General features: G+C 71.7%; 18 protein-coding genes and 1 tRNA gene. 4 read left to right on the top strand and 15 right to left on the bottom strand.

All coding sequences use genetic code 11. The features are described 5' to 3' along the window. The first annotated feature begins 40 nt into the window (after positions 1–40). The 4 genes from tmk (at position 41) to ACZ6Y1_RS25975 (ending at position 6,525) form a co-directional block, all read left to right on the top strand. A complete protein-coding gene (tmk, locus tag ACZ6Y1_RS25990) occupies positions 41–3,313 on the top strand; it encodes a dTMP kinase (RefSeq protein ID WP_469634376.1) in 3,273 nt (1,090 codons plus the stop codon). 84 nt (positions 3,314–3,397) lie between these two features. After that, positions 3,398–4,609 (top strand): DNA polymerase III subunit delta', encoded by a 1,212-nt coding sequence (locus tag ACZ6Y1_RS25985; RefSeq protein ID WP_469634373.1) that lies wholly within the window; start codon positions 3,398–3,400, stop codon positions 4,607–4,609. Between the two features lie 167 nt (positions 4,610–4,776). Then, positions 4,777–6,336 carry an alpha/beta hydrolase gene (locus ACZ6Y1_RS25980; RefSeq protein ID WP_469634370.1) on the top strand — a complete coding sequence of 520 codons (1,560 nt, stop codon included), beginning with the start codon at positions 4,777–4,779 and terminating at the stop codon, positions 6,334–6,336. Positions 6,337–6,448: 112 nt separating this feature from the next. Beyond that, a tRNA-Thr gene (locus tag ACZ6Y1_RS25975) sits at positions 6,449–6,525 on the top strand. A 55-nt stretch (positions 6,526–6,580) separates the two neighbouring features. Here the strand turns inward: ACZ6Y1_RS25975 and ACZ6Y1_RS25970 are convergent. The 15 genes from ACZ6Y1_RS25970 to ACZ6Y1_RS25900 all read right to left on the bottom strand — a co-directional run bounded on the left by ACZ6Y1_RS25970 (position 6,581) and on the right by ACZ6Y1_RS25900 (position 21,698). Beyond that, on the bottom strand, positions 6,581–6,811 hold the full coding sequence (locus ACZ6Y1_RS25970; protein WP_469634367.1) for a hypothetical protein: 231 nt from the start codon (positions 6,809–6,811) through the stop codon (positions 6,581–6,583). A 7-nt stretch (positions 6,812–6,818) separates the two neighbouring features. Then, complete coding sequence (locus ACZ6Y1_RS25965; protein ID WP_469634364.1) at positions 6,819–7,118, bottom strand: hypothetical protein; 300 nt, start codon at positions 7,116–7,118, stop codon at positions 6,819–6,821. A gap of 138 nt (positions 7,119–7,256) precedes the next feature. Further along, entirely contained in the window at positions 7,257–7,670 is a 414-nt protein-coding gene (locus tag ACZ6Y1_RS25960; RefSeq protein ID WP_469634361.1) for a hypothetical protein, read from the bottom strand. Between the two features lie 245 nt (positions 7,671–7,915). Next, positions 7,916–9,880, bottom strand: a complete 1,965-nt coding sequence (locus ACZ6Y1_RS25955; RefSeq protein ID WP_469634359.1) for a ThiF family adenylyltransferase — start codon at positions 9,878–9,880, stop codon at positions 7,916–7,918. 40 nt (positions 9,881–9,920) lie between these two features. Continuing rightward, on the bottom strand, positions 9,921–10,478 hold the full coding sequence (locus ACZ6Y1_RS25950; protein WP_469634356.1) for a hypothetical protein: 558 nt from the start codon (positions 10,476–10,478) through the stop codon (positions 9,921–9,923). Positions 10,479–10,592: 114 nt separating this feature from the next. After that, the gene (locus ACZ6Y1_RS25945; protein ID WP_469634353.1) at positions 10,593–12,011 is read right to left on the bottom strand and encodes a serine/threonine-protein kinase; all 1,419 of its coding nucleotides are present in this window, start codon (positions 12,009–12,011) and stop codon (positions 10,593–10,595) included. A gap of 233 nt (positions 12,012–12,244) precedes the next feature. Next, complete coding sequence (locus ACZ6Y1_RS25940) at positions 12,245–12,781, bottom strand: hypothetical protein (protein ID WP_469634350.1); 537 nt, start codon at positions 12,779–12,781, stop codon at positions 12,245–12,247. A gap of 622 nt (positions 12,782–13,403) precedes the next feature. Next, positions 13,404–14,132 (bottom strand): immunity 49 family protein, encoded by a 729-nt coding sequence (locus tag ACZ6Y1_RS25935; protein ID WP_469634347.1) that lies wholly within the window; start codon positions 14,130–14,132, stop codon positions 13,404–13,406. A 158-nt stretch (positions 14,133–14,290) separates the two neighbouring features. Beyond that, on the bottom strand, positions 14,291–15,142 hold the full coding sequence (locus ACZ6Y1_RS25930; RefSeq protein ID WP_469634344.1) for an immunity 49 family protein: 852 nt from the start codon (positions 15,140–15,142) through the stop codon (positions 14,291–14,293). Between the two features lie 130 nt (positions 15,143–15,272). Beyond that, positions 15,273–16,136 carry an immunity 49 family protein gene (locus tag ACZ6Y1_RS25925; RefSeq protein WP_469634341.1) on the bottom strand — a complete coding sequence of 288 codons (864 nt, stop codon included), beginning with the start codon at positions 16,134–16,136 and terminating at the stop codon, positions 15,273–15,275. Next, positions 16,133–18,994 (bottom strand): hypothetical protein, encoded by a 2,862-nt coding sequence (locus tag ACZ6Y1_RS25920; RefSeq protein ID WP_469634338.1) that lies wholly within the window; start codon positions 18,992–18,994, stop codon positions 16,133–16,135. The genes ACZ6Y1_RS25925 and ACZ6Y1_RS25920 overlap by 4 nt, the downstream gene beginning before the upstream one ends. After that, on the bottom strand, positions 18,991–19,404 hold the full coding sequence (locus ACZ6Y1_RS25915; protein WP_469634335.1) for a DUF6507 family protein: 414 nt from the start codon (positions 19,402–19,404) through the stop codon (positions 18,991–18,993). Before ACZ6Y1_RS25915 ends, ACZ6Y1_RS25920 begins: the two co-directional genes overlap by 4 nt. Positions 19,405–19,474: 70 nt before the next feature. Next, complete coding sequence (locus tag ACZ6Y1_RS25910) at positions 19,475–19,792, bottom strand: pore-forming ESAT-6 family protein (protein ID WP_469634332.1); 318 nt, start codon at positions 19,790–19,792, stop codon at positions 19,475–19,477. Between the two features lie 25 nt (positions 19,793–19,817). After that, the gene (locus ACZ6Y1_RS25905; RefSeq protein ID WP_469634329.1) at positions 19,818–20,150 is read right to left on the bottom strand and encodes a hypothetical protein; all 333 of its coding nucleotides are present in this window, start codon (positions 20,148–20,150) and stop codon (positions 19,818–19,820) included. A gap of 129 nt (positions 20,151–20,279) precedes the next feature. Then, positions 20,280–21,698 (bottom strand): DUF6177 family protein, encoded by a 1,419-nt coding sequence (locus tag ACZ6Y1_RS25900; RefSeq protein WP_469634326.1) that lies wholly within the window; start codon positions 21,696–21,698, stop codon positions 20,280–20,282.

Below are 21,698 nucleotides of genomic sequence, written 5' to 3'. Positions count from 1 at the left end.
GGCCTCCGCAGCGGCCAAGCGCAGCGGATAGGCTGGGCGGATGACGCGAGCCGAGCAGCCAACGGTCGTGACCGCCGACGCGAACCCCACCTACGACGAAGCCCTAGCCGCGGATTCCCGCGAGCGGGCGGTGCGCGCACTCCTGCGCACCCCCAGGCTGCGCCGGCTGTGGAGCGCCCAGCTGGTGAGCGGCATCGGTGATGCGCTCGCCCTGCTGGTGCTGGTGCTGCTGGCCCTGCAGGCCGCCGTGCAGGAGGGGGCCTTCGGCGACGGGTACCGCGGCGCCGCCCTCGCCGTAGCCGCCGTCTTCGGCGTCCGGATCCTCGCCACCCTGCTCTTCGGCGCGGTCCTCCTCGGCCCGCTCTCCGCGCTCGTCGCCCCCGGCGGCAAGCTGGACCGCCGCTGGACGATGATCGGCGCGGACGGGGTGCGGATCGCGCTGTTCGTCGTCGCCCCGCTCTGGCTCGAATGGATCCCGGCGCAGGCGCTCACCGTGCTGCTGGCCACCGTCTTCGTCTCCGGCGCCGCCGAGCGGCTGTGGGGCATGGCCAAGGACAGCGCCGCCCCCGCCCTGCTGCCCGCGCCGCCGCCGGAGGGGGCGACCGTACGGCCGCTCCCGGACCACCTCGACGCCCTGCGGCGCCTGACCCTGCGAACGGCCTTCGCCGCGCTGCCCGCCGCCGCGGCCGCGCTGCTCGCCGCGACCCTGGTCGGCGAGGCCCTCGGACTCGGCGTGGACTGGTTCGCCGAGAACCAGGCCGCGCTCGGCTCGTACGTGGCCTCCGGCCTCTTCGCGGCGTCGGTCTCGCTGCTGCTCCCGCTGGTGCTGCCCGGAACGAAGACCCCGCGGCCGCGTTCTCCGCTGGAGGGGCTGCGCACGCCTAAGGCGGGGGACCGCCCGGAGAAGGGGCGTACGGGAGCCATCCCGCTGCTCGTCCTGGCCTCGGCCGCCGTCGCCGGAGCGGTGTCCTGCGCCGCGGCGGTCGCCGTACTGCACGCCTTCGACCTGGGCGGCGGCCCGGCCACCTTCGCGCTGCTGGTCCTCGCCCTGCTCGGCGGCACCGCCGCCGGTATCCGTGCCACGCAGGCCGGCAAGGTGCTGCCCGCCCTGTCGCGCCGTCGTCTGCTGGCCCTCGCCATAGCGGTGACCGGGCTCGCTCTGCTGCTGACCGGGCTCGTCCCGGACACCGCGACCGTGGTGTTCCTGTCGCTGCTCGCCGGCCTCGCCGCGGGTGTCGCCGCCAGCACCGGCCACACGCTGCTGGACCAGGAGACCGAGGAGTTCCGCCGGGCCCGCGTCACCGAGCACCTCCAGGCGGTCGTACGGGTGGCCGTGGCCCTCGGAGCCGTCCTGGCCCCGGCGCTGGCCGCGCTGATCGGCCCGCACCGGTTCACCGCCGGCGAGATCGTCTTCGCGCACGGCGGGGCCGCCTTCACCCTGATGCTGGTCGGCGCCCTGCTGCTGCCCGTCGCCGTGGTCGTGCTCACCAAGGCCGACGACCGGGGCGGGGTGCCGCTGCGCCGTGACCTGCGCGAGGCGCTGCGCGGCGGTGAGCCCGTCCAAGCGGCGTCCGCCACCGGCTTCTTCATCGCCCTGGAGGGCGGCGACGGGGCCGGGAAGTCCACCCAGGTGGAGGCGCTGGCCGACTGGATACGGGGCAAGGGCCACGAGGTCGTGGTGACCCGCGAGCCGGGGGCCACCCCCGTCGGCAAGCGGCTCCGTTCGATCCTGCTGGACGTCTCCTCCGCCGGACTGTCGAACCGCGCCGAGGCGCTGCTGTACGCCGCCGACCGCGCGGAGCACGTGGACACCGTCGTGCGTCCCGCCCTGGAGCGCGGCGCCGTCGTCATCACCGACCGCTACATCGACTCCTCCGTGGCCTACCAGGGCGCCGGGCGCGACTTGTCGCCGACCGAGATCGCCAGGATCTCGCGCTGGGCCACCGGCGGGCTGGTGCCGAACCTGACCGTGCTGCTGGACGTGTCGCCGGAGACGGCGCGGGAACGGTTCACCGAGGCGCCGGACCGGCTGGAGTCGGAGCCCGCGGAGTTCCACCAGCGGGTTCGGGCCGGGTTCCTGACGCTCGCCGCGGCCGACCCGGGGCGCTACCTGGTGGTGGACGCGGGCCAGGACCCGGCCTCGGTGACCACCGTCGTACGCCACCGTCTGGACCGGATGCTCCCGCTCTCCGAGGCCGAGGTGGCCGCCCAGGCGGAGGCCCGGCGGCTCGCCGAGGAGGAGGCCCGCCGCAAGGCCGAGGAAGAGGCCGCGCGCAAGGCGGAGGAAGCCCGGCGGCGCGCCGAGGAGGAAGCCAGGCTCGCCCGCGAGGCCGAGGAAGCCCGGATCAGGGCCGAGGCGGAGGCCGCCCGCAAGGCGGAGGAGGAGCGGCTGCGCGCCGAGGAGGAGGCCCGTGCCCGGGCCGAGGCCGAGCGGCTGCGCATCGAGGCCGAGGAGAAGGCCCGTGCCGCCGAGGCGGAGCGGCAGCGGAAGCAGGCCGAGGAGGAGGCCCGGCTGCGGGCCGAGGCCGAGGAACGCCGGCTGGAGAAGCAGCGGCGGGCGGAGGAGGCCCTGCTGAAGGCCGAGGAGGCGCGCAGGCTGGCCGAGGCGGCGAAGGCGGCTGCCGCGGCCGAGGCGGCTGCCGCGGCCGAGGCAGCGGCTGCTTCCGCTGCCCCTGCCGGTGCCCCGGTCACTCCCGAGGCTCCCGCGCCCAAGGTCGGCATGACCAAGGAGCCGCACCCGGACGACGCCGTCACCGTCGAGACCCCGCTGATTCAGCCGGACAGGCGGGTCGTGCGGCCGGACGACGTGACGCAGACGGTGCCGGTGCCGAAGGTCGACCCTTCGGCTCCGGCCGCCGACGCCGCCCCGGCGGACGCGGCGGAGACCGCGGTGCTGCCGCCGGTCCGCGCGACCGACGAGACCTCGGTGCTGCCCCCCGTCCGCGCGACCGACGAGACGGCCGTGCTGCCGCCCGTACGACCCTCCGGTGCGGGCACCGGACCGCAGGCGCAGGCGCAGGCGCAGGCACAGGCGCAGGCCAGGGGCGCGACGGCGCACTCCGCCACGCGACCGACGGCGCAGCGTCCCGAGGAGAACCCGGCCGACCGGGTGCCGCCGGGCATCTTCCGGGATTCGGCCAACGACCGCACGCGGGAGATCCCGGTCCTCGACGACGCCGGCCGGCCTCGTCGGCCACGCCCGGACTGGGCCGAGGAGACCCCGCTGGACGACCTGCCCACGCTCGCGGACGAACTGCTCGGCCCGCACCGGGACGACGACGAGGACGACCGGGGCCGGGGCCGCCGCCGCTGACCGCCCGACCCGGGCGGGGCCGGATTGTCAGTGCCGCGCGCCACAATGGGTGCACGGAGAGTGAAGTGAAAGGTGGTGGGCGGGATGCCCGTATGGGACGACCTGGTGGGACAGGAGCGGGTCCGGGCACAGCTCACCGCCGCCGCCCGTGATGCCGACGCCCTGGTCACGGCCGCCGAACAGGGGACCGAGCCGCCCGCGTCCTCCAAGATGACCCACGCCTGGCTGTTCACGGGGCCGCCCGGCTCGGGGCGGGCGGGCGTCGCCCGGGCGTTCGCCGCAGCCCTGCAGTGCACCAGTCCGGACCGCGCCCTCGGCGGCGAGCCGGGCTGCGGGTTCTGCGACGGCTGCCACACCACGATGGTCGGTACGCACGCGGACGTCTCCACCGTCGCCGCGGTCGGCAGCCAGATCCTGGTCGACGCGATGCGGGACACCGTCCGCAAGTCCTACACGTCCCCGGCTACGGGCCGCTGGCAGGTCATCCTCGTGGAGGACGCCGAGCGGCTGAACGAGAAGTCCGCCAACGCGGTCCTCAAGGCCGTGGAGGAGCCCGCGCCCCGTACGGTCTGGCTGCTGTGCTCGCCCTCCGTGGAGGACGTGCTGCCCACCATCCGCTCCCGCTGCCGCCACCTCAACCTCAGCACCCCCTCGGTCGCCGCCGTCGCCGACGTGCTGGTGCGGCGGGACGGGATCGAGCCGCCGGTGGCCCTCGCCGCCGCCCGGGCCACCCAGGGGCACGTCGACCGCGCCCGTCGGCTCGCCACCGACGAGGGAGCCCGTGCGCGCAGGGCGACGGTCCTGAAGCTCCCGCTCCGGGTGGACGACGTCGGAGCCTGCCTGAAGGCCGCCCAGGAGCTGGTGGACGCCGCCGCCGAGGACGCCAAGCAGGTGGCCGAGGAGATCGACACCAAGGAGACCGAGGAGCTGCGGGCCGCCCTGGGCGCCGCCGCCGGGACGGGCGGACGCATGCCGCGCGGCACGGCGGGCGTCATGAAGGAGCTCGAGGACAACCAGAAGCGCCGCCGCACCCGCACCCAGCGCAACAGCCTCGACGTGGCCCTCACCGACCTGACCGGGTTCTACCGCGATGTCCTCGCCCTCCAGCTCGGCTCCGATCTCGCCATCGCCAACGAGGACATACGCCCGGACCTGGAGCGCGTCGCCCGCGCGTCCGGTCCGGAGCGGACCCTGCGCAGGATCGAGGCGATCATCGCCTGTGGTGAGGCCCTCGACCGGAACGTGGCGCCGCTCCTCGCCGTCGAGGCGATGACGATGGCACTGCGCGCGGGCTGAGGCGGCCGGCCCGGGAGGGTTGACCGGCTCACCCGTACGGGCGGACCGGCCGCCGCGACCAGGAGCGGCCCGGTCCCCGCCCTGCCAGGTCCGGGCCACGGAAGGCGCGCGGCCGTCCGGGGCAGGGACGCCCGGTGGCCGGGGCCGACAGGCCGTAGGCTCCTGGAATGGACACCAGTCGCCTGCTGCGTACGACCGGAACCGTGATCGCAGCCGCCGGGCTGCTCCTCTCCGGGTGCAGCTCGGGCGGGCCGGGGGGACAGCGGGCCGCCGCGTCGTCCACCGGGCCCTCCACCGCCCGCCCGTCCGTCGACGAGGCCGCGCTGCGCCCGTACTACGAGCAGAAGCTGAACTGGCGGGAGTGCGGTGTCCCCGGCTTCCAGTGCGCCACGATGAAAGCCCCGCTGGACTACGCGGACCCCGGCTCGGGCCAGGACGTCGACATCGCCGTGGCCCGCCGCAAGGCCACCGGCCCGGGCAAGCGGCTCGGCTCGCTGGTGGTCAACCCGGGCGGCCCGGGCGGCTCCGGCATCGGCTACCTCCAGGCGTACGCGGGCATCGGCTACCCCGCGCCGGTCCGCGCCCGGTACGACATGGTCTCCTTCGACCCGCGCGGGGTGGACCGCAGCAGCCCCGTCGAATGCCTGACCGGTCCCGAGATGGACAAGTACACCCAGGTGGACCAGACGCCCGACACCCCGGCGGAGCGTGCCGCGCTGGTGACGGCCTTCAAGGAGTTCGCGGCGGGCTGCGAGAAGCGTTCGCAGCGGGTCCTGCCGCACGTCTCCACGGTGGAGGCCGCACGGGACATGGACCTGCTGCGCGCGGTGCTCGGCGACGAGAAGCTCAACTACGTCGGAGCCTCGTACGGCACCTTCCTGGGGGCGACGTACGCGGACCTCTTCCCGGACCGGGCCGGCCGGCTGGTCCTGGACGGTGCGATGGACCCCTCCCGCAACGCGCTGGACCTCAACCGGGACCAGACCGCGGGCTTCGAGACGGCCTTCGTCTCGTTCGCCAAGGACTGCGCGAAGCAGCCGGACTGCCCCCTCGGCAAGGGGGACGAGGCGGCGATGGCGGAGCGGCTGAAGGAGTTCTTCCGCAAGGTCGACGCCCAGCCGGCACCCACCGGGGACCCGTCCCGCCCGCTGGGAGAGTCCCTCGCGACGACCGGGGTGATCGCGGCGCTGTACGACGAGAGCGCCTGGCCGCAGCTGCGGGAGGCGCTGACCGCCGCCATGAACGGCGACGGCGCGGGCCTGCTGGCCCTCGCCGACAGCTACTACGAGCGCGAGCCGAACGGCAAGTACGCCAACCTGATGTTCGCGAACGCCGCCGTCAACTGTCTCGACCAGCCGGCGGCCTTCACCGGCCCCGAGGCCGTGGACACGGCCCTCCCGTCCTTCGAGAAGGCCTCCCCGGTCTTCGGCGTCGGCCTGGCCTGGGCCTCCCTGAACTGCGCGTACTGGCCGGTGAAGGCCACGGGCACGGCGAAGCGGCTGGCGGCGAAGGGGGCCGCGCCGATCGTGGTCGTCGGCACCCTCCGCGACCCGGCGACCCCTTACAAGTGGGCGCAGGCCCTGGCCGACCAGCTCGACTCGGGCACCCTCCTCACCTACGACGGCGACGGCCACACGGCGTACGGCCGGGGCAGCGACTGCATCGACACGGCGATCAACACGTACCTCCTCGAGGGCAAGCCTCCCGTGAACGGCAAAAAGTGCTGACCCGCACCCGCCCCCGAACAACCCGGTTCGGGGCACCCTTCCGGACCCTGTAGACTTGGCGCCGCTGCTGATGAGAGCCCCTCTCCGAGGGAACACTTGTCGAACCAGCGGTGCCGCCTTAGCTCAGTTGGCCAGAGCAACGCACTCGTAATGCGTAGGTCTCGGGTTCGAATCCCGAAGGCGGCTCCAGCGAAGCCCCAGGAATCACTTCAGTGACCTGGGGCTTCTGCCTTTTCGCGTGCGATCACCCCGAGGGGGTCCGCCTGCGGGTGATCCGGGCCACGCAGGCCCAGCGGGTGAGGGCGCCGACGACGAGGGAGACGACGATCGCGCCCCAGTCGATGACGTGGGGGAGACCGGGGAAGAAGGCGAAGAACGCGAAGGACGCGGCGGTGCCGGCGAGGAACGCGGTGATGCCGGCGCGCCGGCGCCTGGCTTCCCACCCGGGGCTTTCGGGGGCGGGCTGGTCGGTCACGCGCGTCTCACTTCGTGATGTGGTGGCACTGGCTGACCCGGCGCACGCCGTTGATGCTGAGGTGCGCGCATGCCTTGCCGTAGCGCGGCAGTGTCTGCGGTGCGTTGTTGCGCATCGGGTGGATCTCGCACTCGGCGTGGGTCTTGCCGCGGGAGGTGCGGTAGGTCTTGTTGTCGGTGTCCGCGTAGGTGAAGTCGATGCGCCAGTTGCAGAAGCCTGAGTTCAGGGCTCCGACGAATCCGCAGTCGACGCCCGCGTTCTGATAGGTGATCTTCTTTCCGTCGCCGCGGATGATGTGCGTGAACATGCAGCCCGTCGGAACCTTCATGGTGACGCCGCCGACCTGGTGGTCGAGGCCGGTGACGGGAGTGGAGCCGATGGCGCCCGCGTGCGCCTCGGCGGCGGTATGACCGTCGGTTTGCGGCTTTACGTGCCTGCGGCTGCGCTAGTCCCTCAGACGGATCCAGTACAAGAAAGCTGCGCTCAGCAGGAGGAGGGCGGTGGTCAGGGGCCATAGGTGGAGGAGGGGTGGGCCGGCGGTGAGGAGGGCTGTCAGGCCGTAGAGGGCTACGGCCGAGCCCAGGAGGGCCTGGAGTGCGGGCGGGGTCCGGGCCGCGCGCACGATGAGGAGCAGCAGGACGGCGCAGGCCGGGTACAGCCACGGGAGGTCCCGGCCGGGGCCCTGGAGCATGACGTCGCGGAGCTCGTGGAAGGGCGGCCAGGCGGTCTCCTTCGTGGCCAGTTCGCGGGGGAACCGCCAGTGCACCGACAGTTCCGCCGCCTTCTGGAACGGGAGGGTCCAGTGGGTCAGGACCAGGGTCTGCCAGAGGAGCAGGGCCAGTGCGCCGGCCTGGCCCAAGCCGGCGAGGGCGCCCAGCCCTGTCCGGGAGCGGGGTGAGGGGGGCGGGTCCGGGAGGCGTGGGGCCTGGGGTACGGGGGGTGGCTGTCCGGGTTGTGGGGGAGGCGGCGCGGGTGGGCCCGCGGGTTTGCCGTACTTGAGCCTGGCTTCGCGGGCCCGGCGCATCGCCTCGGTCGTGTCGTCGGCCACGTTTCCTGTTTCCCGTCCCCTGGTCGCTGCTCGCTGCTCGGTGCCCCTCGGCGGGGTCAGCGGTGGCGGCCGGCGGTGTCCCGGCCGTGTCGGCGCTCCTCGTAGGCCTGTTTCTGGCGCCGGGTGATCTCCGCGTCGTTGCCCCGGCCGCCGTGCTCGCGGGGGTCGCTGCGCAGGGGGAGGTCCCCGCAGACCGGGCAGTCGGGCCGCCGCCGGGTGCGCGGCCAGATGCTCTGGAAGGCGTACTGGCCGGGGACCTCGCCCAGCACCTGCGGGAAGAACCAGTGGTCGGGCTCCATGGCGAACAGCGCCATGGAGAGGTCCTTGCGATGCGGGGTGGTCAGGAAGCCGCCGATGCGGTCCGGGCTGGTCCTCGGGTGCAGCAGGGCCAGGGCGATCTTCGCGGCGGCGGCGCTCAGGTGGTGGATGTCCGTCAGCAGACCCGGTACCGCGTACATCCGGCCCGTCCCGTAGTCCGTACGCGGCTGGTGGCCCAGCTCGCCCAGGGACTCGCGGACCCCGCCAGTGGCGCACATCCAGCACGGGGAGTCGGGGGTGGTGAACACCACCTCGCCGCCCGCCGCGCCCTCGTACAGGCCGACGAACAGGGCCGGGCGGCCGACGAAGTACGCGAGGTGGTTGAGGCGCTGCTGGGCGTGGTTGTCGTCGGTCGCGGCGATGAGCAGCTGGGCGTCGGAGATGCGCTGCTGCCAGGTGTGGTTGTCCAGCGCGGCGACCTCGCGCTTGAGGACGGTGACCTTCAGCCGCCGGTTCACCCGCTTCAGGCGCCGGGCGGTGGCCTTGGCCTTGTTCCGGCCGATGTCCTTCGAGTCGAACATCGAACGGCCCAGGTTGGCCGGCTCCACGCGGTCGGGATCGACCAGGGTGATCCGGCCGACGCCCGAACGGACCAGCACCTCGGCCAGATAGCTGCCGACCGAGCCGACCCCGACGAGCAGGACGTGGCTGTCGGCGAGGGCGGGCGACAGCAGCCCGCCGGTCCGGGCGAACAGTCCGGCGCGCGCCGCCCTGGTCCGACCGATGCCGGCCCGCATGGTGAGGCGGCGGATCCGGCCCGGGGGCCGCTCGGCGGGGCGGGCGGTGGCGGCGGGGGAGAGCAGGGCGGGTGCGGGTGTGGGGGTTTGTGTGGGTGCCGGTGCGTGTGGGGCGGGTGGTGGGGACGAAGGGGGCGGTGTCGAGTCGGGGCGGGCGACCGGGTGGCCGTCCCGGCGGACCGGACCGGCCGCGGGGGGCTCCGCGGCGCCGCCCGCGTGCCGCAGCGCTTCCCGGAGCCGTTCGCGGTCCGGCACCCGGTGGTCCCAGGGCAGCTCGTGCACCAGCAGCTCCGGATGGTGCCCGTCGGCCCCGGCCTCCTCCAGCATTAGCGGGGCCGTCAGCGGGAAGTCGGGGGTGGCGAAGAGGTACCGCCGCGCCCCGGACCGCCCCGCCGGCAGCGGGACCCGTACGCCGGTCACGCCGCCGACCACGCAGGTCAGCGGGTAGGCGTCGGACCAGGCGATCCCGGCCTCCCGGAGCGCGGCGGCCAGCGGCACGACCACCGGGCGCAGCGGCTGGAGCTGTACCCCCTGGGCGGTCCACATGGCCCCGAAGAACGACATCCGGGCGTTGTCGACGGCGAGTTCGTGCCGGCTGAGGGGAGTGGTGAGGTCGTGGGTGACGATCGGGGCGATGTACCGCCCGAGGTCGGGGACCGCCTCCAGCGTGCGGCCGTATGCGCGGTGGTCCTGCTGGGAGGGGTGCGGCATGCCGAGCGGGTGCGAGTGGACGATGCCCTTGAAGCGGATCGGACCGGCCGCCTCCTGGCGGCCGATCTCGTCCAGCAGCCAGCCGGTGTTGCTGTACTCGACGCGTGTGACGTGCGCGTGGGCGTCGTGCACGAAGCCGGTCAGTACGTCGCGGCCGCGCAGCCCGAGGAGGGCGCCGCCCTGCTCGGGCCTGGTCCGTCCGATGTCCTTCCCCACCTGGTCGATCACGTAGTCGAAGACATGCACGGGCAGCACGGCATCGGTCCCTTCCGCTCCGGCTGGGCTGGGTGGACTGCTACTGCTTGCGGTTGAAGGGGAAGGGGTGGCCCATCTCGACGAAGTCCACGCCCAGGGCCCAGGCGGCCGAGCGGGCGTAGGCGTCCTGGAGGGTGGGCTGGCCCGAACCGGGCCGCTCGGACAGGCAGATCAGTCCGCTGCTGTAGAGGTGCACGCCGTGCGCGTCGTGGCTGGGGAGGGTCTCCAGCTCGGGCTCGATGAGCCGCACCTGGTACTCGGTGCCGTTGAAGTGGGCGCACATCACGTACGTCCGGTTGAACATCGTGGTGATCTCGTAGACCCAGCCCTCGGCGCCGGGGGCGTCCTCGTAGTAGGTGTTGGCGGGGAACTTGGTCCGCACGATCTCGTACTCGCGGGCGAGACGGCCCTCCGCCCTGCCGGCGGCGAAGGTGCTCTGCGGGACTCGCGACAGCGGGGCGTCGTCCTCGCCGCCGGAGCCGAGGCGGACCTTGCCCTCGCGGTCCACGTACACCTCCTGCTGGTGGCCCGTCGACTTCTTGGACTGGCTGGCGAAGAAGCTGTCCCGGATCGCGTTGAGGTCGTACTTGTCAGCCATGTTCGGCATTCCTCCCCAGGGGAACGTGGGCGGAGCGGATCGGAGCGGGTGGAGCAGAGCGGAGTGGAGCGGGAGTGGCCGGAGCGGGTGGACCGGAGCGGAGTGGAGCGGTTCTCATGTGGGGTCGAGGGTGATGAGCTCCCGGATCCGCACGGTCCTCGGATCGTCGGGGCCGTGCGCCGTCACGTGGTCCTGGTACAGGGCTTCGAACTCGGTTGCGGCGAGAGCTCGTTCTCCGGCGGCGTCCAGCCAGTGGGCCCGGTCGAAGCGGATCTCCGCCATGCGCGGGTCGGTGGCGGAGAAGACTCCGGAGACGGAGGTGAGGACCTCCAGCAGGTGCTGCGCGGCCAGCGCGGGATGCCCGGCGTCAGCCAGGTAGCGGGCCAGGTTGAGGGAGCATACGAGGGCCAGCTCGTCGTCGGCGCCGAGGACCTGGCGGGCCCGCGCGGCCACGGGGGCGAGCCGGTCGGCGGCTTGGGAGGGCTGCCCGGCCCGGGCGAGTGCCCGGGCGAGGTGCAGGGCGACCAGCCAGCCGCCGCGGTGGTCCGAGGGCAGCACGCCGGACGCGTGGTCGAGGACCTCGCCGAGCCGAACGGCCTGCTCGACGGGGTCGGACACCGCTTCCAGCACGGCGTCGACGCGTGCTTCGACCTCGGCCGCCGGGTCGGTCGGGGGCCCGGGAGGAGGGGGCGGGGGCGGCGGGGTGTGCGGGGTGACGACGAGGGTGGGCACCGGGGTGGCCGCCGCGCTCAGGGCACGCAGGAGCGCGGCCATCTCCCGGGCGTCCGCGGGGCGGTGGCCGGGGTCCTTGGCGAGCAGCCGGGTCACGAGGACGTCCACGGCGGGCTGCACCTCCGGCCGCAGCTCCCGCACGGAGGGCACGACGGCGTGGCAGTGTTGCCTGGCGAGTTCTCCGTAGTCGCCGCGGGAGACGTAGGGTTGGCGGCCCGTGAGCATCTCGAAGAGGACGCAGCCGACGGAGTAGAGGTCGGTGGCGGGGGTGACGGGCTCCAGGAGGAAGCGCTCGGGGGCCATGTACTCAGGTGTGCCGAGGAGTTGGCTGGTGGCGGTCACGCCGGCGGCATACCCGAGCTCGCCGACGGCGGTGTAGGAACGGGCGATGCCGAAGTCGAGCAGTATCAGCCGGCCGACGGGCTCGCGGACCATGACGTTGCCGGGCTTGATGTCGCGGTGGACGAGGTCACGGGCGTGGACGGGGACCAGCGCGTCGCAGAGCTGGGCGGCCCAGTCCAGGGCCTGGGCCACGGGCAGGCGGTGGCCCTTGGGGGCGGCGGCGCGCAGGGTGCGGCCCTCGATGAACTGGGTGATCAGATAGAGGCGCCAGGATCCCGCTATCTCGGTCTCGTCCACGTCGTGGATGCGGACGACGTGCGGATCGTCGATGGCCGCGAGGATCCGGGCCTCGCGCAGGAAGCGGCGCGCCGCACGGGTGCCGCGGTCCGTGACGCGGAGGAACTTGGCGACGACGACGCGGTCCAGTCTGTGGTCGTGCGCCTTCCAGACTTCTGCCATGCCTCCCGGGAACTGTTCGAGTAACTCGTACCGGTCCAGCACAAGGCGCCCTGAAGGCGCGGGGTTCGCCCCCCGCATACCCGACATGGCTCAATGGTGGCACTTGCGTGTTCGTCGGTTGAGCGTATTGCTGAAAGATTCGGCCGCTCTTTGCGTGCCGCGCTCGGGGGGCCGCGCGGAGGGGCTGAGGTGTGTCCGGCCGTCGCGGCCGTTGCGGCCGTCGCGGCCGTCGCTCACGCGTGGGTGACGATGTTGGTGATGACCCACCCGGCCCATATCAGGGGTGCGATCGCGAGGTACGCCATCGGGCGGTGGAGGACCGGCTTTCCCTCGGGGAGGGGGGAGGCGCCGGGCACGGCCGGCCCCGGCGCCGGCAGAGCGGCGAGCTTGCGGCTGACGACGAGGTTCCAGATCAGCGTGAACGGGCTGAAGAACACCAGGGAGAAGGGGGACCACCAGCCCAGACCCAGTGTGCTGGTCGTCATCTGGCGGACGACGGAAGTGCCGCAGGACTTGCAGAACGGGCCGTCGACCTTGTGGAAGCGCATCACGATCAGCAGTCCCACATGGGCGCGGACGGTCACCGCGGCGGCGGGCTGCGCGCCGCAGCTCCGGCAGAACGGGGCACCGGGCTGCCATGCGGGAGCGCCGGGGTGGGCGGGCTGGGCGGGTGCCTGCATCCCGTAGGGGGCGCCGTACGACGGGTTCGGCGGGCCGAACGAGTTGGGCTGCGGTGCGGACGGAGTGGGCGGCGTGGACGGAGTGGTCATGGGGAAGCCTCCCAGAGGCTGATCGGGGCAAAGAGGGGCATGGCGGACGGGGACTTGTCCGCGCGTTCCGCCTGCTGAAGAGCAAAAGGTACTGTGCGGACCGCTGTTGTCCGCGTTGGGGGGTTGGGCCGCGGACCCGAAGGCGTGCGGCCGGCACGTGCGCTTCGATGAGGGAGGCGGCGGCGAAGGCGGCGGTACCCACCTGCATGGCGGAGACGGCGGCGTCCCAGGTGCCGAACCGGTTGCCTGTCGGATTCAGCGCCCGGTGCACCTGCACTTGGAGAAGTGCTGCGTGCAGCGCCTCGCCGACGATCTCGGGGGAGACGTCCAGCTTCCGGATGTTCGTCTCGAACCCCTCGGCCAAGCGCCCGGTGACCTGCTCGTCGACCGTGGGAATGGCGTGCCGCTCCACGGTCACCGTCATTGATCGCTCCTATGGGTTGCTTCGAAGAAGACGTGTTTCGGCGCGTGCCGGGACTCGACGCTCGGACCAGGTTGCCCGACGCCCGACTGGCCGTGCCGTCCGCCTGCTTCATCAGGGTCGATCGGCGCGTCGGGCGGGTGCGGGCAGGACTTCCGCCGGGACGGGCGGCAAGGGCCATGCGCAGGGCAGACAGGGGTGTTAGGCGTCGAGCTCGCCGCGCCCGAGGAAGTCGAGGAGGGCCCCGGGGAGGTAGTCGGACTCGAGGTGGACGGGGATGCCGTTGGACCTGGCCAGGCAGGCGATGGCCAGTGGGGCGAGGGCGACGATGCCGTGGACGTGTTCGGTGCGGTCCTCGTCGGCGGTCCAGTACTCCTTGTGCCGGCGGACGGCCTCGGCCAGGGCGCTGTTGCAGCCGGCCGCGTCGTTCCGCAGGTAGTGGTGCAGCATCATGATCGGCGGGTACTGGAGCTCGGTCATCTCGTCCGCGCTGAGGGTGACGGCGTGTTCGGCCGCGCAGAGGTCCGCGGCGCGCACCAGGTGGGTGCGCATGTCGTCGCGACGGAGCCAGAAGCTCTGGAGGGTTTCCACCCAGGCGTAGGCGTACTCGTCCAGCCGTCCGCCGAAGCAGCGCAGGAAGGGGACCGGGATCCGGGCCAGCATGTCGAGGCGGGCTGCGTCGCGGCAGATGAGCGCGAGGTAGAAGGCGTCGAGCCAGGTGTGGGCCTGGAGGTAGGTCTGCGGCCCGGTGGTGGCGAGGTGGCGCTCCTCCTGGCGGATCTCGCAGATGACCGTTCCCCGGTCGGGGGCTGTGGCGGCGAAGACGGCCGAATGCACCTGCATGGCCAGCAGCCAGGAAGCGCGGGTTTCCGGCATGACGGCACCGGGGTCCGCGGCGCAGCGGACGAGGGCGACGTTCAGCGACCTCATGACCGCGTACGACCTGGAGTTGTGCGAGGTCTCGATAGCTTCCAGGGAGGAGGACAGTGACCCCTCCATGGAGGGGACCAACGCCGCCCACTCATCCTTCGGGTAGTCCTGACGAGGGATGTTCAGTGCTGCGCCCGCTCCGCGGGGAGCGGAGTTCGTCACGTGGGGAATTCGCCGAGCCAGTTGCCGTTCAGCAGTACCGCGGGCACGTAGTCGGACTCGACCTCGATCGAGATGCCGGTTTCCCGGGCGAAGCAGGCCATGGCGAGCGGAGCGAGGGCGACGAGACTCGAGATCAGCTGCGACCGGTCCTCCTGGGTCCAGTACTCCTGGTGCCACTGGAGGGCGGCCGTGAAAGCGCGGTTGAACCCCGCCTCGTCGTTGCGGATGATGCGGTGGAACATCTCCATCGGCGGGTAGAACAGCTTGCCCACGGTCTCCGGGTCCGTCGCGACCTCCGGATCGGTGCCGTCGATCGCGGCCACGAGCTTCTGGCCGAGGTCCGGGCCGCCGAGCCAGTAGGTCTGGAGGGTGTCGATCCAGGCGTACTCGAATTCCTGGGTGACGCCGCCGTTCTCCCGCAGCAGTGACAGCGGCACTCGGCACAGGGCGGTGATCCGGTCCCGCTCACGGCAGACCACCGCAAGGTAGAACGCGGTGACCCAGGCGGCGGGGGTGACGTACGGCTGCGGCCCGGTGGCTTCGAGCGTGAGGTCCTTGTGCGCGATGCGGCACTGGACGTGGGTCTCGGTGGTGGTCGCCGCGGCGAACACAGCCGAGCCGACCTGCATCGCGGTCACCCAGGCATCCCAGGTGGGATAGATCGCACCCCGCGGGTCCATGATGCAGCGTGCCTGGGCGGCGAGGAGAGTACTGCTCAGGGCCGAGCCGAGAGCGGTGGGACGTCCTTCCAGGCGGCCGATCCATGTCTCCGCGCGCTCCTGGAGAAGGGTGAGGGCCGCCTCCGCGTTTTCCGTCGGAAAGGGGTGACGGGGGATGGCCGAGAACAACGCGCCTCTTCTCTAAAGAGCATCACTTGGTCGTCGCGAGCCCCGAGAGTGCCTGTGTGGCACTCGCGACGACCGGCACCACTATTTCGGCCGCATGTTGGTATGGCACGAGTGGCGGGTAGGGCGGTGATCACGTGGGGAACTCGCCGAGCCAGCCGCGGGTGAGCAGGTGGTGGGGCAGGTACTCGGACTCGACGTTGATCGGGATCTCCCCGTCGTAGGCCAAGCATGCGATGGCGAGCGGGCCGAGGGCGATGCTGCCGTCAATGTCCGTCGTCCGGTCCTCGTTCAGTGTCCAGTAGGCCTTGTGCAATTTCAGCGCCTCTGCCAGGGCCGGGCTAAAGCCCTCCTCATCCTTCCGGACGAAGTGGTAGAAGAGGTTGATGGGGGGATAGAGCACGCCCTGCAGCAGGTCGCGAGGCGCGATCTGCGCCACGGCGGGGTTCGACGCCTCGATCGTGGCGATCAGCTTGTCCACCAGTCCAGGTCCCTGGAGCCAGTACGTCTGGAGGGCATCGATCCAGTGGTAGATGTATTCGTCGTACTGACCCTCAGGAGAACGCAACCGGTCCAACGGAACCTTGCACAGCTGCGTCATCCGCGTCTGTTCACGGCAGATGACGGCGAGCCAGAATGCGGTCAACCACGTCCCCGCGTCGACGGTCGGCAGGGGGCCGACCGCCGGAACGGTCCGCAGTTTCCGGTTGATTCGGCACTCGACGGAGCCTTCGCTCTCGGCAGTCACGGCGAACAGCGCCGAGCCCAATTGCATTGCATTGACCGCAGATTCCCACGTTTCCACCGCCGCCGCTCGCGGATCGGTGACGCAGCGGGCGTGCAGCGTCAGAAGGGCTGTGCCGAACGTGGAGTCGATGACCCCTGCCGATTCCTCAAGGCCGTCAATGCTTTTGACCAGGTGGTTGCTCAGCTTCTCCGCCAGCCCCTGCGGGTCGATTCCTCCCGACATGTCATGCCGCTCAATGGTCACTGTCACGGAAGCGTCCCCTTGCTGATGTCGAACCGCCGGTATTGGTAGCCAGTGTACGTTCCTGCGTTTTTCTCACCCTTGACGACGACGTATTCGAGCTTGCCATCCTTGAGGGCTGCTTCCAGGGCTGCTACGGCTTCGACTTCTCCTCGCTTCTTCATGAGCCGGACAATGTCCATGAAGTATTCCCTGCTTCCCTGGGACACTTGCTTACCATTGGGAAGGGTGCGCCGGCCGAGCTCCGTACCGACGCTGCTCTTGGCCTCGATCACGACGACTCGACCGTCCGGATGTGTCCACATCTGGTCGAACTGATCGTTTCCGTTCTTCGGGCCGAGGAGCGGCTGGTTGTCGAAGTCCGGGTACCGCTCGCCGATGTAGTGCTCCTTGGCCGCGCTCTCGCCGAAGGCCTCGGCCAAGTCGCCCATCTGCTTGTGGGACTCCTTGTAGGCTCCCTTGGCCTCTCCCCATTCTCCTGCGGTGTCCAGGGTGCCATGGGCTTCGTGGGCCAGACCTGCTTCCGTCTTCCAGTCCGCAACGAGATTGTCCCACTTGATGGCGAAGTGGCGGGCCTGTGCTGCCTCTTCCAGGACCTTCAGCCTGGCGGGATCCGAGACGGTGTCCGCACCCACCTTGATGTATCCGGCGTCGAGGAAGTGGGGCTTGGGAGGCGCAGGGACGCTCTTGGCGGGAACCCACGGAGCATCATCCGACAGCCGGGTGAGCTGCGGCGGTGTGTACCTGCTCGCGTCGTAGAGGTCCAGGCTCTTGCGCGTGCCGTCCTTTCGGTAGTACTGCTCGAAGTAGCCGGGTTCCTCATTGGCGCGGTAGACCTGGATCTCTTCGATCTGCTCCAGCGTGAGCGATCCGCGCGGGCCGTACGGGTTGACGCCGTCGCGCATGAAGCTCGGGCGGGGCACGGGCTGTCGAGGGGGCGGCGTGCCGTTGGTCGGCGTGCCGGTGCCATCGGCACCGCCTGTACCCGCCGGGGTGTCCGGGTGGGCGCCGCCCGTCCCCTGACCGCCGGTGCCCGGGGTGTCCGGGTGGCCGCCGCCTGCCCCATCCGGGTGGCCGCCGCCGCCCGGGCCGTCCGGGTGGTGGGTGCCGCCCGTGCCCGGGCCGTCCGGGGTGTGGGTGGTCGGGGTGTCCGGGTGGGGGCCGGTGCCGTGGGGGCCGTTGTTGAGGTCGTTGCGCGGCATGTTGTCCGGGGCGTGGCCGCCCGGGGTGTGGTCGCCGGCTCGGCCGGTGGGTGTGTTGTCGAAGGCACCCGGGCCGCCGTGGGCGCCGTTGTCGATCGTGTGGAGGGGGTCCGAGATGTCGGAGCCCAGGCGGATGGCGTCGTCGCCGCCGCGGGCGCCCGCGCCCGCCATCGCCGGGACCTTCGCCGGGGCCGGGGTGTCCACCTTCGGGACGTCCGCCTTGGGGGCGTCCGCCTTCGGGGTGTCCACGACGTCCGTCGGGGACTCCTCCACCTTCTGGGTGATCTTGCCGGCGTCGTCGTAGATGTTGCCCTTGGGGTCCATGAACTGCGCCGGGCCGTCGCCCGGGAGCTTGAACGAGCCCTCCGGCAGCTCCACGGTGCCCTCGGGCAGCTTGATGTTGCCGTCGGGGAGCTTGGTCGCGCCCTCCGGGACCGCAGTGCCCGGCGGGAGCTGGATCGCGCCGTCCGGGAGCTTCACCGAGCCCTCGGGGAGGGCGATGGCGTTGTCGATGTCGATGCTGGGGATCTCGACCTTGCCCATGCCCTTGAGGCCGGCCATGACGTCGCCGATCTTCGAGAGGCCCGCGCCGGCGCCCTTGAAGACGTACGTCATCGGGTCGACGTAGTGGCCCACCTTGCCCGCCGCCGAGAGGGCCTTGGCGACCGCGCCGGCCTTGCCCGCACCGGCCGCCGCGCTGCCCGAGCCACCCGTCGCGATGGTGGTGATCACGTTGAAGGTGACCGCGCCCGCCGCGCGGCCCGGGTTGGAGCCCCACTGGTCCCAGGCGAGGAGGGCCTTGCCGGTCTCCTTGAGCGCGGTGCGCGAGTCACGGACCCAGGAGGGGAGTTTGTCGTCCGGGAGGCCCATGATGAGGGGGCCGGCGCCCGGTATGGAGATGATCGCGAGGCCGGTGGCGAGTTTGGCCAGGCCCGTCCAGGACTGCTTGAAGGTGTCCCAGCCCTGGAGGCCGACGAGGCCGCCGAGGCCCTTGAGGGTGCCCCAGACGCCGTCGACGAAGAAGCCCTTGGTGAACTCCCAGGCGTGTTCCCAGACCTGCCAGGCGGGGATGTCCTCCTCGACCGCCTCGCCCCAGGGCAGGGTCTTGGCCTGCTTCATGGCCTCGGCGTCGTAGCCGTACATGCCCGCGCCGTGCGAGCCGTCGTCCTTCTTGAGGGGCGTGCCGCCCACCAGAGCGACGATCTTGGCGTGGGCGGCGCGTTCGACCTCCTGGAACTGGGCCCAGACCTCGGCGATCTTGTTGCGGCGTTCGAGGTTCTCGTCGATCAGGTCGCCGTCCCGGTCCCAGTGCTCGTCGTCCGAGACCTTGGAGCGGAAGGCTTCGGCTTCCTTCTTGAGTGAGTCGAGGCGTTTCGCGATCGGCTCCGCCTCGCGGGCGTACGTGCCCAGGGCGCCCGCGATCGTGCACATGTCGGAGCTGATCTTCAGGCCCAGGTCGGAGACGGGCTTCGTCGTCGCGAAGAGCTGGTCGGCCTCCGGCGCCTGGTAGAAGGCCTGCAGGCCGCCGAAGCTGCTGTGGACGTCACTCGCGGCCGTCGAGATCGCGGCCCCGCCCGAGGAGATCGCCTTCACCTTCAGGTCCAGCTGTGCGAAATCGCCCGTGAAGACGGGGACCTCGGCCGGATCGACCGGTGCGTTGCTCACTTCTGCTCCCCCGAGTGCTCGCGCAGGTACTGCAGGTTCACGGAGCGGGCGGCGTCCTGGGCCGCCTTCGCCTGGTCCATGTCGCCCTGCAGGTACTCGTTGGTCGCCGTCGCGGCGCCGCGCATGCAGGCCTCGATGCGCTCCGTCATCGACTTGAGTTCCTTCTCGCGGCCCTTCAGGTACTCACCCAGGGCGGCAGCCACCGGGCCCATGGCGTTCCGCGCCTGACCGGGGGCCAGCGGGCCGACGACCTTCGACTGCGAGCCCATGATCGCCGTGCCCGCGAACTGCGCCGCCTGCGACATGTCCGTCAGCAGGGTGTTCAAGGCCTTCTCCAGCTCGCCGGCGTGGCCGCCGACGGTCTTCAACTGGCCTTGAACGCCTTGCGGCTTGATGTCCCATGACGTCATCGACGACCCACCCCCGTGTAACCCGCTGCCCTACTGTCCTGCCGTACTGCTGAAACGATTCGGCTGAGGCTCAGCCGATGTTGTCGACCGCGGCCTTCGCGCGCTGCAGCGTCTGCTGCGCCGTGGCGTCGTTCTTCGACAGCGTCGTGTTCAGCAGCTGGATGATGTTCTTGACCTCCTGCGAGGCGTTCTTCCAGCGCTGTTCCTTGGCGTGGTAGTCGTCCGACACGCCGTCCGCCGCGAAGTCCGCCATCGCGGCCGCCACCTGGGCGTCACGCTCGGCGATCACCCGCTCCAGCTGGCCGATCACCGCCTTGATGTTGCCCTGCGCCTCCGTCGAGGCACCCAGGTCGTACGAACGACGGTCCCTGTCCGTCCCACCGGCCATCACACATCACTCCCCGTGAAGTAGATCAGCGGCCCGAGAAGCGGGCCGCGTCGAAGTTCGCCGCCGACTGCTGCTGCCGGGCGTTCTCGCCCTGCTCCTGGTCACCCGACCCGAACGCGGACTCCATGCCCGACTGACCGCCCAGGATCGCCGACAGCGAGGCGTTCAGCTCCGCCGCGATCGAGTCCGAGCGCGACTTGAAGGAGTCGAACGCGATCTTGCCCTGGCCGTTGAACTTGCCCTCCAGCGGCTGGGCGGCGTGGACCAGCTGCTTGACGAGCGATCCGAGGTCCGTGCTCGAGTTGCGCGACCCCTTCATCAGGTTCGAAAGAACCTGGGTCCCCATGTCGAACTTCATCCCGCTCCCCGTAGTCGTAGGTCGTGCGCACCGACGATCAAAAGTATCTCTGGTTCTATCAACATACATCGCTGCTGCAATCAGCAACGAGTGGGTTGTGACTCACTCATGACATACCAACAGAGATCTTCACACGCCCTTCAGATGCCGCGTCAACTGCTCGAAGTCGCTCCAGCCGGAGAGGTCGGACGGGTCCCCCGGCAGCGGGTAGTAGTAGCCGGGACGGGCCTTCGGGCCCAGGCGCAAGGGCTGTTGGGCCAGCGGCGTGCGCGTGGCCCGGTCGTCCGGCATCTTGCGGACCTCCTCCGCGCCCAGGACGAAGCCCAGCGGCACCCCCGGTCCCTCGAAGCGCGGCGGCACCAGCAGGTCGCGGCGGGCTTTGCGGAGCTGTACGAGCATCGACTGGAGGTGGTGACGGGTGACGAGCGTCTCGGCGGTGCGGTGCAGGGCGTCCAGCGGCAGGTCCTCGTCCGCCCCGTAGCCGAAGGCCAGGGTGACGTCCTCCGCGACGCCCGCCTTCGTGCGGCTCACCCGGATCGTGGCGAGGCCGGGGCGATCCCGGCCGCCCACCACCACGAACCACGTCGGCTCGGGCGAGCGGGCGTGGGCGACGTCGGTCAGGCGGCCCGGCGACCAGGGCAGGTTCGCGGGCTCCGCCGTGCCCCAGCCCGACGGCAGCTCGCCGGTCAGCTCGCGCCACACCGTCTCCAGCGCCCCGCCGAGCACCAGCCGGTCGTCGGCGGGGTGGACCGTACGGAACGTGACGGCCAGCTGCCGTTCGCCCGTCTCCACGAGCTCCTGGTACGAGGCCGCGACCGGGGTCGCCGGGTCGTCCTCGGTGGCGTGCGGGGACACCAGCGTGCCGAACATGCCGTCCTGCCAGCGCAGCACCGCGCCCGAGAGGCCGTCGTAGTAGCCCTCGCGCTCGTCCTGCACGACCCAACGCGACGGCCAGCCCGGCATGTTCGACAGTACCGCCGGAGAGAGCGTCGTACCGGGCGGGGTCACGATCTGGATGCCCCGCTCCGCCACCGCCGCGGCCCGGAAGGCGTCGGCGAGCCAGGCCGTCATGGCGACGACCGGGCGGTCCATGATGATCACCGCCACGCTGTGGGTCAGTACGTCGACGGCCGGCTGCGCCGCGGCGGGGGTGGGCGCGACGCTCACCCCGTCGGTCCGCACCACGTCCAGCGAGCGCGCCAGCTCCGGCGGCCAGGCCGAACCGCCCGCGAGCATGGCGAGGCGGGCCGCGAAGGTCCCCGCGAGCCGCTCCGCGTCGGGGACGCCCGTGGTGGCACGGGCCTCGGTCCACCAGTAGGGGACCCGCGGCGGAGTGGCCCCGAGCAGCCGCTCGGCCTCGCCCTCGACCTGGATCAGCATCGGCGCCTCGATCGAGACCAGCGGCCGGCCCTGCTCGTCGCAGAGCTGGACGACGGCCCCCTCACCCGTGGCGTTCACCAGCTTGTCCGGCCCCCCGGAGAGCAGACCCGCGAGCACCACGGACGGGTCGGGCATCCGCTGGGTGAGGGCTATGACGTCCTTGGTCAT

This window comes from Streptomyces sp. NPDC053432 (assembly GCF_055585365.1).
Note: the sequence above shows the minus strand (reverse complement) of the source record. Positions and strands in the feature narration are given on the sequence as shown.

What these genes read in the sequence shown, in the direction of transcription:
- tmk (WP_469634376.1), top strand. Translation starts at nt 41, where the DNA reads ATGACGCGAGCCGAGCAGCCAACGGTCGTGACCGCCGACGCGAACCCC.
- ACZ6Y1_RS25985 (WP_469634373.1), top strand. Translation starts at nt 3,398, where the DNA reads ATGCCCGTATGGGACGACCTGGTGGGACAGGAGCGGGTCCGGGCACAG.
- ACZ6Y1_RS25980 (WP_469634370.1), top strand. Translation starts at nt 4,777, where the DNA reads ATGGACACCAGTCGCCTGCTGCGTACGACCGGAACCGTGATCGCAGCC.
- ACZ6Y1_RS25965 (WP_469634364.1), bottom strand. Translation starts at nt 7,118, where the DNA reads ATGTTCACGCACATCATCCGCGGCGACGGAAAGAAGATCACCTATCAG.
- ACZ6Y1_RS25950 (WP_469634356.1), bottom strand. Translation starts at nt 10,478, where the DNA reads ATGGCTGACAAGTACGACCTCAACGCGATCCGGGACAGCTTCTTCGCC.
- ACZ6Y1_RS25945 (WP_469634353.1), bottom strand. Translation starts at nt 12,011, where the DNA reads ATGGCAGAAGTCTGGAAGGCGCACGACCACAGACTGGACCGCGTCGTC.
- ACZ6Y1_RS25940 (WP_469634350.1), bottom strand. Translation starts at nt 12,781, where the DNA reads ATGACCACTCCGTCCACGCCGCCCACTCCGTCCGCACCGCAGCCCAAC.
- ACZ6Y1_RS25935 (WP_469634347.1), bottom strand. Translation starts at nt 14,132, where the DNA reads ATGAGGTCGCTGAACGTCGCCCTCGTCCGCTGCGCCGCGGACCCCGGT.
- ACZ6Y1_RS25915 (WP_469634335.1), bottom strand. Translation starts at nt 19,404, where the DNA reads ATGACGTCATGGGACATCAAGCCGCAAGGCGTTCAAGGCCAGTTGAAG.
- ACZ6Y1_RS25910 (WP_469634332.1), bottom strand. Translation starts at nt 19,792, where the DNA reads ATGGCCGGTGGGACGGACAGGGACCGTCGTTCGTACGACCTGGGTGCC.
- ACZ6Y1_RS25905 (WP_469634329.1), bottom strand. Translation starts at nt 20,150, where the DNA reads ATGAAGTTCGACATGGGGACCCAGGTTCTTTCGAACCTGATGAAGGGG.
- ACZ6Y1_RS25900 (WP_469634326.1), bottom strand. Translation starts at nt 21,698, where the DNA reads ATGACCAAGGACGTCATAGCCCTCACCCAGCGGATGCCCGACCCGTCC.